The sequence below is a fragment of the Leifsonia sp. NPDC102414 genome (assembly GCF_044765685.1).
Classification (GTDB): Bacteria; Actinomycetota; Actinomycetes; order Actinomycetales; family Microbacteriaceae; genus Leifsonia.
This window is the reverse complement of sequence record NZ_JBIWKN010000001.1, coordinates 435,185-449,989: the sequence shown is the minus strand read 5'-3', so window position 1 is coordinate 449,989 and position 14,805 is coordinate 435,185. Positions and strand designations below refer to the sequence as shown.

10 protein-coding genes are annotated in these 14,805 nt (G+C 68.8%); 3 read left to right on the top strand and 7 right to left on the bottom strand.

Features of this window, described 5'->3' with window-relative positions; all coding sequences use genetic code 11:
• Positions 1-2: 2 nt before the first annotated feature.
• From ACIRCZ_RS02065 to otsA, 4 genes are all read right to left on the bottom strand, one after another.
• Positions 3-1,811, bottom strand: a complete 1,809-nt coding sequence (locus ACIRCZ_RS02065) for an acetolactate synthase large subunit (RefSeq protein WP_402849113.1) — start codon at positions 1,809-1,811, stop codon at positions 3-5.
• Positions 1,812-1,860: 49 nt separating this feature from the next.
• Positions 1,861-3,555, bottom strand: coding sequence for a dihydroxy-acid dehydratase (gene ilvD, locus ACIRCZ_RS02060; RefSeq protein ID WP_055892776.1), 1,695 nt, complete (start codon positions 3,553-3,555; stop codon positions 1,861-1,863).
• A gap of 72 nt (positions 3,556-3,627) precedes the next feature.
• Positions 3,628-4,440, bottom strand: coding sequence for a trehalose-phosphatase (otsB, locus tag ACIRCZ_RS02055; protein ID WP_402849109.1), 813 nt, complete (start codon positions 4,438-4,440; stop codon positions 3,628-3,630).
• Positions 4,441-4,498: 58 nt separating this feature from the next.
• The gene (gene otsA / locus ACIRCZ_RS02050) at positions 4,499-5,977 is read right to left on the bottom strand and encodes an alpha,alpha-trehalose-phosphate synthase (UDP-forming) (protein WP_321164239.1); all 1,479 of its coding nucleotides are present in this window, start codon (positions 5,975-5,977) and stop codon (positions 4,499-4,501) included.
• Positions 5,978-6,190: 213 nt separating this feature from the next.
• On the opposite strand from otsA, the gene ACIRCZ_RS02045 reads away from it, so the two are divergent.
• The gene (locus ACIRCZ_RS02045; RefSeq protein ID WP_082581347.1) at positions 6,191-7,006 is read left to right on the top strand and encodes a sugar phosphate isomerase/epimerase; all 816 of its coding nucleotides are present in this window, start codon (positions 6,191-6,193) and stop codon (positions 7,004-7,006) included.
• Here ACIRCZ_RS02045 and ACIRCZ_RS02040 read toward each other — a convergent pair.
• Together ACIRCZ_RS02040 and ACIRCZ_RS02035 are read right to left on the bottom strand one after the other, a co-directional pair.
• Positions 6,981-7,871 (bottom strand): SGNH/GDSL hydrolase family protein, encoded by an 891-nt coding sequence (locus ACIRCZ_RS02040; RefSeq protein ID WP_082581292.1) that lies wholly within the window; start codon positions 7,869-7,871, stop codon positions 6,981-6,983. The two genes, ACIRCZ_RS02045 and ACIRCZ_RS02040, sit on opposite strands and share 26 nt — an antisense overlap.
• An 88-nt stretch (positions 7,872-7,959) precedes the next feature.
• Positions 7,960-8,619: a TetR/AcrR family transcriptional regulator gene (locus ACIRCZ_RS02035; RefSeq protein ID WP_402849102.1), complete on the bottom strand. Its 660-nt coding sequence runs from the start codon at positions 8,617-8,619 to the stop codon at positions 7,960-7,962.
• Between the two features lie 121 nt (positions 8,620-8,740).
• On the opposite strand from ACIRCZ_RS02035, the gene ACIRCZ_RS02030 reads away from it, so the two are divergent.
• Together ACIRCZ_RS02030 and ACIRCZ_RS02025 are read left to right on the top strand one after the other, a co-directional pair.
• On the top strand, positions 8,741-11,668 hold the full coding sequence (locus tag ACIRCZ_RS02030; RefSeq protein ID WP_402849096.1) for an MMPL family transporter: 2,928 nt from the start codon (positions 8,741-8,743) through the stop codon (positions 11,666-11,668).
• Positions 11,665-13,557 (top strand): YhgE/Pip family protein, encoded by a 1,893-nt coding sequence (locus tag ACIRCZ_RS02025; RefSeq protein ID WP_402849093.1) that lies wholly within the window; start codon positions 11,665-11,667, stop codon positions 13,555-13,557. Before ACIRCZ_RS02030 ends, ACIRCZ_RS02025 begins: the two co-directional genes overlap by 4 nt.
• A gap of 5 nt (positions 13,558-13,562) precedes the next feature.
• On the opposite strand, the gene ACIRCZ_RS02020 is transcribed toward ACIRCZ_RS02025, so the two are convergent.
• On the bottom strand, positions 13,563-14,717 hold the full coding sequence (locus ACIRCZ_RS02020) for an SLC13 family permease (protein ID WP_402849090.1): 1,155 nt from the start codon (positions 14,715-14,717) through the stop codon (positions 13,563-13,565).
• Between the last annotated feature and the right edge of the window lie 88 nt (positions 14,718-14,805).

Genomic DNA, 14,805 nt, shown 5'->3' with positions numbered 1-14,805 from the left:
GGTTACTCCTCTCCGAAGGCCGGGCTGTGGTCGCGGGCGTACTGGACGTAGCTGTTGCTGACGCCCTGCGGGACCATCGGCCAGACCATGGCGTCCGCGCTCACGACGAAGTCGATGACCACGGGGCGGTCGTTGGTCTCCAGCGCGAGCTTGATCGCCGCATCCACCTCTTCCTCCTTGGTGACGCGGATGCCGAGAGCGCCGTACGCCTCTGCCAGCTTCACGAAGTCGGGGACGCGCACGGTGTCGTGGCCCGTGTTCAGGTCGGTGTTGGAGTACCGGCCGTCGTAGAACAGCGTCTGCCACTGCCGCACCATGCCGAGCGACGAGTTGTTGATGATCGCGACCTTGATCGGGATGTTGTTGATCGTGCAGGTGGCGAGCTCCTGATTGGTCATCTGGAAGCAGCCGTCGCCGTCGATCGACCACACGACGCGGTCGGGCTGGGCGACCTTGGCGCCCATCGCGGCCGGCACGGAGTACCCCATCGTGCCGGCGCCGCCGGAGTTGAGCCAGGCGTTGGGGCGCTCGTACTTGATGAACTGCGCTGCCCACATCTGGTGCTGGCCGACTCCCGCGACGTAGACGCCTTCCGGCCCGGTCAGCTCGCCGATCCGCTTGATGATGTGCTGCGGGGCGAGCAGGCCGTCCGTCGTCGGGGCGAAGCCGAGCGGGAACTCCTCGCGGAGCCCGTTCAGGTACGTCCACCACTCGACCGTGTCCGGTGCGTGCTCTTTCGTTGCCTCCGTGAAGGCGGCGGTCAGATCGACGATGACGTCTTTGGCATCGCCGACGATGGGCACGTCTGCGATCCGGATCTTGGAGATCTCAGCCGGGTCGACATCGACGTGGACGACTTTCGCGTTCGGGGCGAACAGCGAGGTGTTGCCGGTGACGCGGTCGTCGAACCGCGCTCCGAGCGACACGATGAGATCCGCCTCCTGCAGAGCGAGCACGGCGGGAACCGTGCCGTGCATCCCCGGCATCCCGAGGTGCTGCTTGTGCGAGTCGGGGAAGGCGCCACGGGCCATCAGCGTCGTGGTCACCGGCGCACCTGTGACCTCGGCGAGCTCGAGCAGCTCCTGGGATGCGCGGGACCGGATGACGCCGCCGCCCACGTACAGGATGGGCTTCTTGGCCTCGGCGAGCAGCTGTGCGGCCGCGAGGATCTGCTTGCCGTGCGCCTTGGTGATCGGCCGGTAGCCCGGCAGGTCCAGCTTGGGCGGCCAGATGAACGGCACCGCGTTCTGCTGCGCGTCCTTGGTGATGTCGACGAGCACGGGACCTGGGCGGCCCGTTCCTGCGATGTGGTACGCCGCAGCGATGGTCGCCGGGATGTCCTCCGCGCTCTTCACCAGGAACGAGTGCTTGGTGATCGGCATGGTGATGCCGACGATGTCGGCCTCCTGGAAGGCGTCCGTCCCCATCAGTGTGGAGAAGACCTGACCGGTGATGAACACCACGGGGACGGAGTCCATGTGCGCGTCCATGATGGCCGTGACGAGGTTGGTCGCGCCAGGGCCGGAGGTGGCCATCGCCACGCCGACCTTGTTGCTCGACGATGCGTAGCCCTCTGCGGCGTGGCCCGCTCCCTGCTCGTGCCTGACCAGGATGTGACGGATCTTGGTGGAGTCCATGATCGCGTCGTAGATGGGGAGGATGGCCCCACCTGGGAGCCCGAAGACGTCGGTGACACCGAGGAGCTCCAGGGTGCGGACGACGGACTGCGAGCCCGTCAGTGATTCGGGCGACGCCTTTCCAGGCGTCGCGGATGGCAACACGGTACTGGGAGAACTAGGTTCCGAGGACATGTGTGGGCGAGTCCCTTACGTACGAAACGGATGATGCGAGGAAGCGGAGCTACCCCGTGACCGCGCCCTCCGCTGCGGAGTGCACGAGCTTGGAGTACTTCGCGAGGACGCCACGGGTATAGCGCGGGGGAAGAGGCGCCCAGCCTTCACGGCGGGCGGTCAGCTCTGACTCGTCGACAAGTAGGTCGAGGGAGCGAGCCGCGATATCGACCCGTATCAGATCACCATCGCGCACGAAGGCGATGGGACCTGCGTCCACCGCTTCGGGTGCTATGTGGCCGATGCACAGGCCGGTTGTGCCGCCTGAGAATCGTCCGTCCGTCAATAGTAGTACATCCTTGCCGAGGCCCGCGCCCTTGATGGCCGCGGTGATGGCGAGCATCTCGCGCATCCCCGGCCCGCCCTTGGGGCCCTCGTAGCGGATGATGACGACATCGCCCGCCTTGATCGTTCCCTCGGTGAGCGCATCCATGGCTCCGCGTTCGCGCTCGAACACGCGAGCAGGACCCTCGAACACCTCGGCGTCGAAGCCGGCCGTCTTGACGACAGCGCCCTCCGGGGCGAGAGAGCCCTTGAGGATGGTGATGCCGCCGGTGGCGTGGATGGGGTTGTCGAGCGAGCGCATGACCTCCCCGTCCGGAGCAGGCGGGTTGATCTCGGCCAGGTTCTCCGCGACGGTCTTGCCGGTGACGGTGAGGCAGTCGCCGTGCAGCAGGCCGGCGTCGAGCAGAGCCTTCATGACGACGGGGACGCCGCCGTGGCGGTCGACGTCGTTCATGACGTACTTGCCGAACGGCTTGAGGTCGCCGATGTGCGGGACCTTGTCTCCGATGCGGTTGAAGTCGTCGATCGTGAGGTCGACCTCCGCCTCGCGGGCGATGGCGAGCAGGTGGAGCACGACGTTGGTCGAGCCGCCGAACGCCATCGCGACGGCGATGGCGTTCTCGAACGCCTTCTTGGTGAGGATGTCGCGCGCCGTGATGCCGAGCTTCAGCAGGTTGACGACGGCCTCGCCGGAGCGGTGGGCGAAGTAGTCGCGGCGACGGTCTGCCGAGGGCGGAGCCGCGGAGCCGGGAAGGCTCATGCCGAGCGCCTCGGCGACGGAGGCCATGGTGTTCGCGGTGTACATGCCGCCGCAGGCGCCCTCGCCTGGGGCGATGGCACACTCGATGCGCTTGAGATCTTCCTCGCTCATCTTGCCCGCCTTGCAGGCGCCGACCGCCTCGAAGGAGTCGATGATCGTGACGTCTTTCTCCGTGCCGTCCGAGAGCTTGACCCAGCCGGGCGCGATGGAACCGGCGTACAGGAACACCGCAGAGAGGTCGAGGCGCGCTGCGGCCATGAGCATGCCGGGCAGCGACTTGTCGCATCCGGCGAGCAGCACGGTGCCGTCGAGACGCTCCGCCATCATGACGGTCTCGACGGAGTCGGCGATGACCTCACGCGAGACGAGCGAGAAGTGCATGCCCTCGTGGCCCATCGAAATGCCGTCGGAGACGGAGATGGTGCCGAACTGCAGCGGGTATCCCCCGCCGGAGTGCACGCCCTCTTTCGCCCCCTGCGCGAGGCGGTCGAGGGACAGGTTGCACGGGGTGATCTCGTTCCAGGAGCTCGCGATTCCGATCTGCGGCTTCTCCCAGTCGGCGTCGCCCATTCCGACAGCCCGAAGCATCCCGCGGCTCGTGGTTGCTTCGATTCCGTCGGTGACGACGCGCGAACGCGGTTTCCAATCGATGTCAGGCATGGATCAACTCTAGGACGTCCCAGATGCTGCTCTGAACATATGTCCCAGGTCTGCGGAGAAGCCGCTGAACGGTCAGGCTGCGGAGGAACTGCGTGCGTCGGCGAGCAGCGTCAGCATGGTCGCGACGGCGTTCTCGTCGGACAGGCGGAACTGCGCGGCGGTCTCCCCCTCGCCCACCTTGATGCCGACGTCGCCTGCACCCGGCCGGAGCACGGCGAAGCCGTCCTCGTCCGTCACGTCGTCTCCGGCGAACAGCACGGCCGTCGCCTTCGTGTACTCGCGCAGTCGCTCGATGCCGTCGCCCTTGTTGGCGCCGCGCACCGAGAACTCGATGATGTCCTTGCCGTCGCGGATGGTGAGGTCGTCGCTGACGGACGCCGCGGCAGCGTACGCAGCCTCGACGGCCTTCGCGCCTTCGTCACCGTCGAGCAGCCGGTAGTGCACCCCGAATCCGACCGGCTTCGTCTCCAGTCTCGTGGCTGGAATGGATTCGACGAGCGCGCCGAGCACGTCCCCGAGCTTCTGCAGGGTCTCCTGCTCCGTGACGCTGAGGTCGAGGGAGACGCCGTCGCGGCCGAACCGGATCTCGACGCCGTGCGAACCGATCAGGAGCGCGTCGGCGTCGGCCTCCGTCACGATCTCGAGGCTGGAGAGCGGCCGGCCGGAGATGTACGCGACCCAGGTGTTCGGCAGCGCCTCCAGGCGGTCGAGCGCCTCCTTGGCCTGCGGGAGCATCCTGGCCGCCTTCGGCCGGTCGACGAACGGGGCGAGCGTGCCGTCGAAGTCGAGCGCGAGGAGCATCCGCTCCGTCGAGGCGAACGCGCGGAGGGCGTCGACGAGGGCGACGGCGGAGGCGGACGGTGTTGCGGGGGCGGTGTCTGTCATGCTGCTTTCTCTGGTCGTGCGTGTCGCCCTGCACGGGCGCGAGGTCGGTGGATGCGGCTCAGCGCCGGTTCACGGGCGGGTTCTGCAGCGGGTGGTCACCGTGGGCGCTGCGGGTGAGCGCGTCGAGGAACGAGGCCGACCACTTGGCGACGTCGTTGGTGAGGACGCGCTTGCGCAGGGCGCGCATCCGCCTGGTCCTCTCGCGCTTCGGCATCGCGATGGCCTGCTGGATGGTCTCCTTCAACCCTTCGATGTCGTGCGGGTTGATGAGGAGGGCCTGGCGGAGTTCGTCGGATGCCCCGGCGAACTCGCTGAGCACGAGCACGCCGTCGTCGTCCGCTCTGGTGGCGACGTACTCCTTGGCGACCAGGTTCATCCCGTCGCGGAGGGCGGTCACGAGCATCACGTCCGCTGCGAGGTAGAGGGCGACCATCTCTTCGCGCGGGTAGCCGTGGTGGAGGTATGCGATGGCGGTGTGGCCGAGCGTGGAGTAGTCGCCGTTGATGCGGCCGACCGTCAGCTCGATCTCGTCGCGGAGCTGCATGTACGTCTCGACGCGCTCCCTGCTGGGGCTCGCGACCTGCACGAGGGTGACGTGCTCCGAGTCGAGCTTCCCCTCCGCCAGGAGCTCGCCGAACGCCTTCAACCGGTGCCCGATGCCCTTGGTGTAGTCGAGCCTGTCGACGCCGAGCAGGATCTTCTCCGGGTTGCCGAGCTCTTCCCTGATCTGGCGGGCGCGCTCCTGGATCTCCGGCCGCTTGGCCATCTCCTGGTAGCGCTCGGCGTCGATCGAGATCGGGAACTGCCTGGCGAGGACGGTGCGCGCCAGGCCGCCGTGCTTGTTCGTGGTGACGTGGCGGTGCGACCCTGCATCCGGATCATCCGTGTCGATCGGCACCTCGATGATCGGGCCGCGCGTCTCGTAACCCTTGAGCCGCCGGACGGCGCGGGAGAAGTTGCCAGCGTCTGCGACGCGCTGGAAACCGATCACGTCCGCTCCCAGCAGCCCGTCGATGATCTGCCTGCGCCACGGGAGCTGCGAGTAGATCCCGTACGGCGGGAACGGGATGTGGTTGAAGAAGCCGATCACCAGGTCGGGTCGCTGCGCACGCAGCATGGCGGGCACGAGCTGGAGCTGATAGTCGTGCACCCAGACCACCGCACCCTTGGCCGACACCTCGGCAGCCGCATCCGCGAAGCGCTGGTTGACCTTGACGTAGGTGTCCCACCACTCGCGGTGGAAGCTCGGCTGAGCGATCACGTCGTGGTAGAGCGGCCAGAGGGTGTCGTTCGAGAAGCCCTCGTAGTACTCCTGCAGGTCCTGCTCGCTGAGCCGGACGGGAAGGATGTTGATCCCGTCGGCTTCGAACGGGTCGATGTCCTCGTCCGCGACGCCCGCCCAGCCGATCCAGATGCCGTCCTCCGCCCGCATCACGGGCTCCAGTGCGGCGACGAGTCCCCCGGGCGACGGCCGCCAGCTCGCGGTGCCGTCGTCGTCGGTGACCCGGTCGACGGGGAGCCTGTTGGAGACGATCACGAGTTCGTACGTCTCGGACTCCGCGGTGGATTCGGTGGTCGTGGAGGAGCTTGGGTGGGGTGTGATGGTGTGTCCAATCCGTCTGGGTCGCGGCCATTGCGCACTGTATGCCAGGGTACCAGCGTGTTCTAGCCCCACCCAGGGCGCCTGTGCGCCGCCGGCGTTCTCCGGGCGGTCATGCGGCGTTCAGGCCCCGTGGGTACAGTGACGCGCGTGATGCGAATCGGCATGAGCACGTCGTGCGTCTACCCGCTCGGGGTCGAGGACGGCTTCCGCTACGCGGCGGAGGCCGGTTTCGACGGGGTCGAGGTGATGGTCACCCGCGACGAGACCACCCAGTCGCCGGATGCGCTGCTCACCCTGTCAGGCCGGTACGGGATGCCCATCCTCTCCGTCCACGCGCCCGTGCTGCTGCTGACGCACTTCGTCTGGGGGCGCGACCCGCAGGTGAAGCTGCAGCGGTCGGCGGAGCTGGCGGCGTCGGTCGGCGCGGACACGGTGGTCGTGCATCCTCCGTTCCGCTGGCAGTCGGGATACGCGGAGGACTTCCTGGCGATCGTGCGCGAGACCGCGGCGGCGAGCGGCACGGAGATCGCCGTGGAGAACATGTTCCCGTGGAAGCTCGCCGGGAGGGCGCTTGGCGCGTACTCCCCCGGCTGGAATCCGGCGGCCATGGACTGCGACGCCGTCACTCTCGACTTCTCCCACGCCGCCCTCAGCAACGTCGACTCTCTCGCGCTGGCCACGGAACTCGGCGACCGCCTGCGGCACGTGCATCTCTGCGACGGCTCAGGCCCCCTGGACGAGAACCGCGTCTTCGACGAGCATCTGCTGCCTGGTCACGGCGGCGAGCCGGTCGCCGAGGTGCTCAGGATGCTCGCCGACCGCCGCTGGTCAGGCAGCATCGTCGCCGAGGTCAACACCCGTAAGGCACGCACGGACGACGAACGGCTCGGGATGCTCGGGGAGACGCTCGAGTTCGCCAGAGCGCACACCGGGTCGACTACTGCGCCTTCCCCAGCGTCCTGATCAGCGCGCTCGCGTACTCCCGGTAGCCGGCCGCGGTGGGGTGGAACGCGGCGAAGCCCGTCGTGTTGACCCACGGGGTCTTGTTGCCGATGCCGTGTCCGTCGAAGTTCACGCCGAGGAACATCATCGGCACACCCTTGGCCCGCTGCTCGTCCACCGCCGTGCGGATGACCTCGTTGAGGCCGACGGTCGCGGCGTTGATGGCGGCCGCCAGCCCGAAGTCCGGGGCGTTCGGGTCGGAGGCGTCGTACATGAGCGCGTAACCGGTGACGACGATGCGCGCGTTCGGCGCCGCCTTCGCGACGGCGGTGTAGACCGCATCCAATCGGTCGGGCAGGACGTTGAGCAGCGACAGTGCCGAGGACAGCTCGTTCCGGCACGGGATGGCCTTGCCTGCTGCGCAGTCGCTGGCGATGTCGGCGACGCCGAGGTCGTTGCCGCCGATGCTGAGGGTGACCAGATCGGTGCGGTCGTCGAGGGCGATGAGCTGACGCTTCAGCAGGTCGGAGGTGGTCGCGCCGCTGCACGATGCGTTCGCGATCAGGTCGACACCGGACTCCTCCGCGAAGACGTCCGGGTAGCTCTTCGGACTGCTGACGCACCGGCCGGTCTCGTCCCCTGCGCCCATTCCGGCGGCGAACGAGTCACCGAGGGCGACATAGCGCGTGTCCGGCGTCAGCGGCTCGTCGGGGAACGGATCGACGGTGGGCGTGGGTGTCGGCGTCGTCTCCTGGCGGAGAGGCGCCCCCGCACGGATGCCGTCGTCGCCGCCGGCGTTCGCCGACCAGGCGATGGCGGCTCCCCCGGCGAGCGCGCAGACAGCGACCACGGCGATGATCGGGATGACGATGGCTCTGCGTCGCATCCGGTCTACGTTACCTGCGCATTCTGGGGGCGGGCTCGATGCTCGCCGTGCTGCGGCTCAACGCGCGGTGTGCGAACTGCGGCAGCGCTCAGACGCGCTCCGTCAGCGCGAGCAGCACCGCCGGCACGCTCGCGGAGAGCCGTTCGGGGAAGGTGCGCTCGTCTCCGGAGAGCAGCGCGCGCGCCTCGCCGTTCGCGCAGAGCTCTGCGATCACGCGGACCGCTTCCTCCGGGGCGATGGTGAAGCGGCGGTGGGCGGTCTCCAGCGCTTCCACGACGATGTCGGTGAGCTGGGCGAAGAACGCATCCTGCGAGTGGAGGAAGTCGGCGGAGATCGCGGGATCGCGGAGCGCGAGCAGCAGGAACTCGGTCTGCACCAGCCACCAGCGGCGGTCGTCTGACTGGAGTTCGAGCACCTTGGTGATGATCTCGACGACCTCGTCGTCTCCGAGGGCCGTGGTGTCGTCCTCGTTCGGCACCACGTACTGCGCGACGCCGGCCCTCAGCTGCTGGATGCGCATCGACATCTCGCGCTCCATCAGGGCGAAGAACAGCTCCTCCTTGGTGGAGAAGTTGGAGTAGAACGCGCCGCGGGTGAAGCCGGCGGCCTCCGTGATCATCTCGACGCTGGCGGCGTGGACGCCGTGCTCGGCGAAGATGTCGAACGCGGCGTCGAGCAGGCGGGACCTGGTCTTCTGGCGGCGCGCGGACTCGGCCGGCGCTTCCTCTCTGAGAGCTGTCGTTTCCAAGCTGAAACCTTCCTGAACTGAGTTCCGGATACACCAGTGTATCCGATACATTCGGGTATCGGATACGACGGTGTATCGAACCCCACTGCCTCACTCTTCACCCGATTATCTAGGAGAACGCGTGTCCTCGATTCTGTATTCGATCGGCCGCTGGGCGTTTCGCGCCCGCAAGCTGGTCGTCTCCCTCTGGATCGTGCTCCTCGTCGCCCTCGGCGGCGGCGCTGTGCTGTTCAACCAGGGCACGGACAACTCGTTCAGCATCCCCGGCACAGAGTCGCAGGAGGCGCTCGACACGCTCAGCCGCACCTTCCCGCAGGTCAGCGGCACCTCGGCGCAGGTCGTGGTCGTCGCACCGAAGGGCGATTCCGTCACGGACGCGGGGGTCAAACAGCCGGTCGAGGACACCGTCGCGCAGCTGAAGAAGCTCGATGGCGTCTCCGGCGTCACCGATCCGTACAGCGACCAGGTCAAGGGCTCCATCTCCGACGACGGCTCCGCCGCCATCGTCACCGTGCAGCTGAAGGGCCAGATCACCACGGTCCCCTCCGACACCAAGACCGACCTGCAGGATGCGGGCACCGCGCTCCAGAAGCAGCTTCCGGCCGGGTCGCAGGTCGCCGTCGGCGGGCAGCTCTTCTCTCAGAGCCTGCCCACCCTCAGCCTCACAGAGCTGCTCGGCGTCGGCATCGCGCTCGTCGTGCTGGTGCTCACCTTCGGCTCGTTCCTGGCCGCAGGGATGCCGCTGCTGACCGCTCTGCTCGGGGTCGGGCTGTCGATGGCGCTCATCTTCATCGCCACCCTGTTCGGGCCCATCTCGTCCACGACGCCGCTGCTCGCGCTGATGCTGGGGCTCGCGGTCGGGATCGACTACTCGCTGTTCATCATCTCCAGGCATCAGAGCCAGTTGAAGGCCGGGGTCGATCCGGAGGAGTCCGCCGCGCGTTCCACAGCGACGGCGGGGTCGGCCGTGCTGTTCGCAGGGATCACGGTGATCATCGCGCTGCTCGGGCTGTCGGTGGCGAACATCCCGTTCCTGACGACGATGGGCGTCGCCGCAGCAGCAGCGGTCGCCGTTGCCGTGCTCATCTCGCTGTCGCTGACGCCTGCGCTGCTGGGGTTCGCGGGGGCGAGGATCACGCCGGGCCGTCGAGCGGCCAAGCGGGCAGCGCGGCGCGCGGCGAAGGCGGCAGGCGCATCCGGAGCCGACGTCGACACGACCGTGGCCGCAGCAGAGCCCGCGGCCGGCGTATCCGCGCCGACGCTCGCGCACGCGGCCAAGGCCGACGTTCCTCCTGGGTTCTTCCGCGGCTGGGTGCGCACCGTGACCAGGTTCCCGATCGTCACGATCGTGGCCGTCGTCGCCGTGCTCGGCATCGCCGCCATCCCTGCCGCGCAGCTCAGGCTCGCCCTGCCGGACGCCGGCTCGCACGCCGAGGACGACCCTGCCCGCATCGCGTACGACCTCATCTCCGAGCACTTCGGCCCCGGATACAACGGTCCGCTGATCGTCACAGGCTCGATCATCTCCAGCACGGACCCTGTCGGCCTCATGACGAAGATCGGCGACGAGCTCGCGGACATGCCCGGCGTGGCGGCCGTGCCCCTCGCCACGCCCAACCAGACGGCGGACACCGGCATCGTGCAGGTCATCCCGACCACCGGCCCTGACTCGGAGAAGACGGCGCAGCTCGTCTCCGACATCCGCGCCAAACACCAGCACTTCCTCGACGAGTACGGCGTCGACCTCAAGGTAACCGGCAACACCGCGGCGCAGATCGATGTCTCCGACCGGCTGGGCGGCGCCCTGCTGCCGTTCGGCATCCTCGTCGTGGGACTGTCGCTCGTGCTGCTGACGATGGTGTTCCGTTCGATCGCTGTTCCGATCAAGGCAGCGCTCGGCTACCTGCTGTCGGTCGGTGCCGCCTTCGGAGCGGTGACGGTCGTCTTCGAGTGGGGCTGGCTGTCGGATGCGCTCAACGTCGCCAAGACCGGCCCGGTGATCAGCTTCATGCCGATCATCCTGATGGGCGTGCTGTTCGGGCTGGCGATGGACTATGAAGTGTTCCTGGTCAGCCGCATCCGCGAGGACTACGTGCACGGCGGGAACGCCAGGCGCGCCGTCGAGAGCGGGTTCGTCGGCTCCGCGAAGGTCGTGACGGCCGCCGCGATCATCATGATCTCGGTCTTCGCAGCGTTCGTGCCGGAGGGCGACACCTCTATCAAACCGATCGCCCTGGGGCTCGCCGTCGGCGTCTTCGTCGATGCGTTCATCGTGCGGATGACCCTGGTGCCCGCCGTTCTCAAGCTGCTCGGCGACAAAGCCTGGTGGATGCCGCGCTGGCTCGACCGCATCCTGCCGTCTTTCGACGTGGAGGGCGACGGCCTGCAGAAGGAGCTCGACCTGGCCGACTGGCCGGAGCCGGGCGGGCGCTACATCGCCGCAGCGGACGGCCTGGCGATCAGTGCGAAGAGGCGTCGCCTGTTCTCCGACGTCTCGTTCCGGATCTCGGACGGCGACGTGCTCGTCGTGCACGGCGACGACCGCACGGCGTCCCTCGCGCTGCTCATGGCGATCACCGGGCGCACGAAGCCGGACGCCGGCACGATCAAGGTCGCAGGCCTCGCCCTGCCGACCAGGGCGGCCGGGGTGCGCTCCCGCACCGCCGTCGTCCGACTCGGCGCGACGGAGACCCCCGTCGACGATGTGAGGAGAGCCTTGGCCGGCCACCCGCAGGTGCTGGCGATCGACTCCGTCGACGCGATCACCGATCCGGTGGAGCGCAGGCGCATCCGGTACGAGCTCTCCGACGCCGTGAACCGCGCGCGGATCGAGGAGCGCCCGTTCGCGCTCGTCGTGAGCGTGGTCGACCCGGCCGGTCTCGACGACGTGCTGCCGGACAGCGTCGACCCCACCTCGATCGTCGTGACGGACCAACTCGACCACGATGGCGAGCACACCGTCCGCCAGCACACGGCGCCTGCGCACACCGCGGCAAGCATCACAGACAGCACGACAGACAGCACCACTGAGAAGGCGATCGTCCGATGACCACCCCGACCTCCCAGCTCCGCCGCCCGCGCTCCCTGTTCTCCCTCGAACGGATGCGCACCGATCGGCGCGTCACCTGGCTCACCATCGCCGGACTGCTGCTCGTTCCGCTCGTCATCGGCGGCCTGCTCGTCTGGGCGCTGTGGAACCCGACAGACCGGCTCAGCGACGTGAAGGCCGCCGTCGTCAACCTCGACCAGCCCGTGCAGATCAACGGCCAGACCGTGCCGCTCGGCCGCCAGCTCTCCGCCGGCCTGCTCAACGGCAAGAGCGACAACTACAGCTGGGTGCTCACCGACCAGAAGGATGCGGACGCCGGGCTCGCCGACGGAACGTACGTCTCGGTCGTCACCGTCCCCAAAGACTTCTCGAAGGCCGCCACCTCCCCGTCGGGTTCCGCCGCCGACGCCGAGCAGGCGACCATCGACGTGCAGACCAGCGAGAAGTCCAAGCTGGTCGACCCTGCGATCAGTCAGGCGGTCACCACGACGGCGACCTCCGTGCTGAACAAGCAGCTCACCTCCACCTACCTGGAGAACGTCTACGTCGGCTTCAACACGCTGCACGACCAGATCGCGAAGGCGGCCAGCGGAGCGACGGAGCTATCGGGAGGGGTGTCGCAGCTCGCGGCGGGTGCGCACCAGCTCGGCGACGCATCCACGCAGCTGGTATCGGGCGCCTCCTCGCTGTCGAGCGGCGTCGGCCAGCTCTCGGACGGCGTCTCGTCGCTCGCGGGAGGTCTGACGACACTGCAGCAGCAGACGGCCGCCCTTCCCGCCCAGACCCAGCAGCTGGCCGCCGGCACCTCCGGCGTGGCCGGCGGCGTGAACGCGACCGTCGCCGGGCTGCAGAAGCTCGCGGCAGGGTGCACGGCCGTGCACGGCGCGGCAGACCCGATCTGCGCCGGGCTCCAGCAGACCATGGCAGGGATGACCACCGGTCAGGGCGGCAACCCGAGCCTGGTGGATGCGGCCGGTTCCGTCGCCACCGGGACGCAGCAGCTCGCGGCGGGGATGCCGGCGCTCACAGCAGGGATCGGACAGAGCGCGTCCGGCGCGAATCAGCTCGCCTCCGGAGCAGCGCAGTCGGCGGCGGGCGCATCGCAGCTCGCCGGCGGAGCGCAGCAGCTCGCCACCGGCGTGACCGGGCTGGCGACAGGGGCGGACCAGACGAGCGCAGGCACCGCGTCCCTCGCTTCAGGGCTCACCGAGGCGACGGCCAAGCTGCCGAGCTACTCCAGCGACGAGCGCTCCAACCTCGCCACCGTCGCGTCGCAGCCGGTGACGCAGAAGTCCACGGACACCAGCGGGTTCGGCCAGTCGAGCATCCCGCTGTTCGGCGCTGTCGCGCTGTGGCTCGGTGCGCTCGCGACCTTCCTGGTGCTGCAGGCGGTGTCCCGCAGGGCGATCCTCACCACCAGGGCGTCCGGCAGGATCGCCCTCGACGGCTTCCTTCCCGCTGCCGCGATCGGCGCCGTGCAGGGCGTTTTCGTGGCGGGCATCATGCAGTTCGCGCTGTCGCTCGATGTCGGTCACTGGTTCGGGTTCGCCGGCGTCGCGATGGCCGTCGGGGTGGCCTTCGCTGCGGTGAACCACGGGCTGGTGGCGCTGCTCGGCGGCATCGGCCGGTTCGTGTCAATGCTCGTCGTCGTGGTGACGCTCGCGGCGGGGATCGTGTCGACCGTGCCAGGGTTCTTCACCAGCGCGATGCAGTGGTTCCCGACGTCGGCGGCGATCACGGCGTTCCGCGGTGTGGTCGAGTCGACGGACGGGGTCTGGCGTGGCCTCGGCGGTCTGCTGCTCTGGGCGGCCCTCGGCTTCGCGCTCTCCCTCATCGCCGTCGCCCGCAAACGCATCGTCCGCGTCGCCCAGCTCCTCCCCGCCGAGTAGTCCCTTCAGAGGGTGGCGGCGAGGGCGAGGGTGGCCAGGACGACGGTGACGGGGGCGACGATCAGGCCGAGGAGCATGTAGCGGCTCCAGCGGATCTGCACGTCGAACGACGTGAGGCGCTGGTGCCAGAGCAGGGTCGCGAGCGAGGCCCACGGCGTGATGAGCGGCCCGACGTTCACGCCGATCAGCAGCGCGACCAACCGCACAGGAGTATCGGCTGACGGCTCGAGAGCGAGGTAGGCGGGCAGGTTGTCGATCGCGTTCGCCCCCACCATCCCGGTCAGCGACAGGCGCAGCAGCGCGAGCGGCGACTCCCCTGTGCCCGAGACGACAGAGAGCAGATGGCCGAGCCCCACCGCGTGCAGCGCCTCGATGAACAGGAACAGGCCGGACGCCAGCACCACGAGCTGCCACGGCACCAGCCCGAACCGCAGCACAGCGCGGCGGCGCACCAGGAACACGGCGCCGAGCAGCACGGCAGCTGCCGACGCGGGCAGCCACACCGGGATGCCGGACACCAGCAGCGGGATGAGGGCGACCACCACGGCGGCGCTCCACCAGAACAGCACAGGGTCCTCGATGCCGTCCTCCTCCCCCGTCTCGTACCTGGTGAGCAGGCGACGGCGGTAGATCAGGAAGATCGCGACCACCGGCACGGCGATGGCCACGAGGGCCGGAACGACCGTGAGCGCGGCGAACTGCAGCGGGCTCGGATCGCCCATCGCGTGCTGCGCGAGCAGGTTGGTCAGGTTCGAGACCGGGAGCAGCAGGGATCCGGTGTTCGCCAGCCACACGGTGGTCAGCGCGAACGGCAGCGGGTCGAGTCCAGCGTGCCTGGCGAGCACGATCACCACGGGGGTGAGCAGCACGGCGGTCGTGTCGAGCGAGAGGAAGATCGTGCTGAGGGCTGCGACGGCGGCGACCAGCAGCCAGAGCACCCAGGCTCGCCCGCGACCCCAGCGCGCGGTCTGCTGCGCGACCGCGGTGAAGAGGCCGGCCTCCGCGGCCAGTTCGGTGACCACGGTGACCGCGACCACGAACAGCAGGATGGGCCACACCCTGTCCCAGAGCTGCGCCACCTCCGGCACGGGCAGGATTCCGGTCGCGACCGCGACGACTCCGAGCACGAGGAGCACAGCGCCGACGATCGCGGTGCGCATCCATCCTCCTTCGAGCCATCGGCCGCCATCCGGCGCCGCCGCCTTCTCGGCGCGCCTCTGCGAGCGTACGCTATGGGCAGCACCCGGT

What these genes read in the sequence shown, in the direction of transcription:
- ACIRCZ_RS02025 (WP_402849093.1), top strand. Translation starts at nt 11,665, where the DNA reads ATGACCACCCCGACCTCCCAGCTCCGCCGCCCGCGCTCCCTGTTCTCC.
- ilvD (WP_055892776.1), bottom strand. Translation starts at nt 3,555, where the DNA reads ATGCCTGACATCGATTGGAAACCGCGTTCGCGCGTCGTCACCGACGGA.
- otsB (WP_402849109.1), bottom strand. Translation starts at nt 4,440, where the DNA reads ATGACAGACACCGCCCCCGCAACACCGTCCGCCTCCGCCGTCGCCCTC.
- ACIRCZ_RS02065 (WP_402849113.1), bottom strand. Translation starts at nt 1,811, where the DNA reads ATGTCCTCGGAACCTAGTTCTCCCAGTACCGTGTTGCCATCCGCGACG.
- ACIRCZ_RS02040 (WP_082581292.1), bottom strand. Translation starts at nt 7,871, where the DNA reads ATGCGACGCAGAGCCATCGTCATCCCGATCATCGCCGTGGTCGCTGTC.
- ACIRCZ_RS02020 (WP_402849090.1), bottom strand. Translation starts at nt 14,717, where the DNA reads ATGCGCACCGCGATCGTCGGCGCTGTGCTCCTCGTGCTCGGAGTCGTC.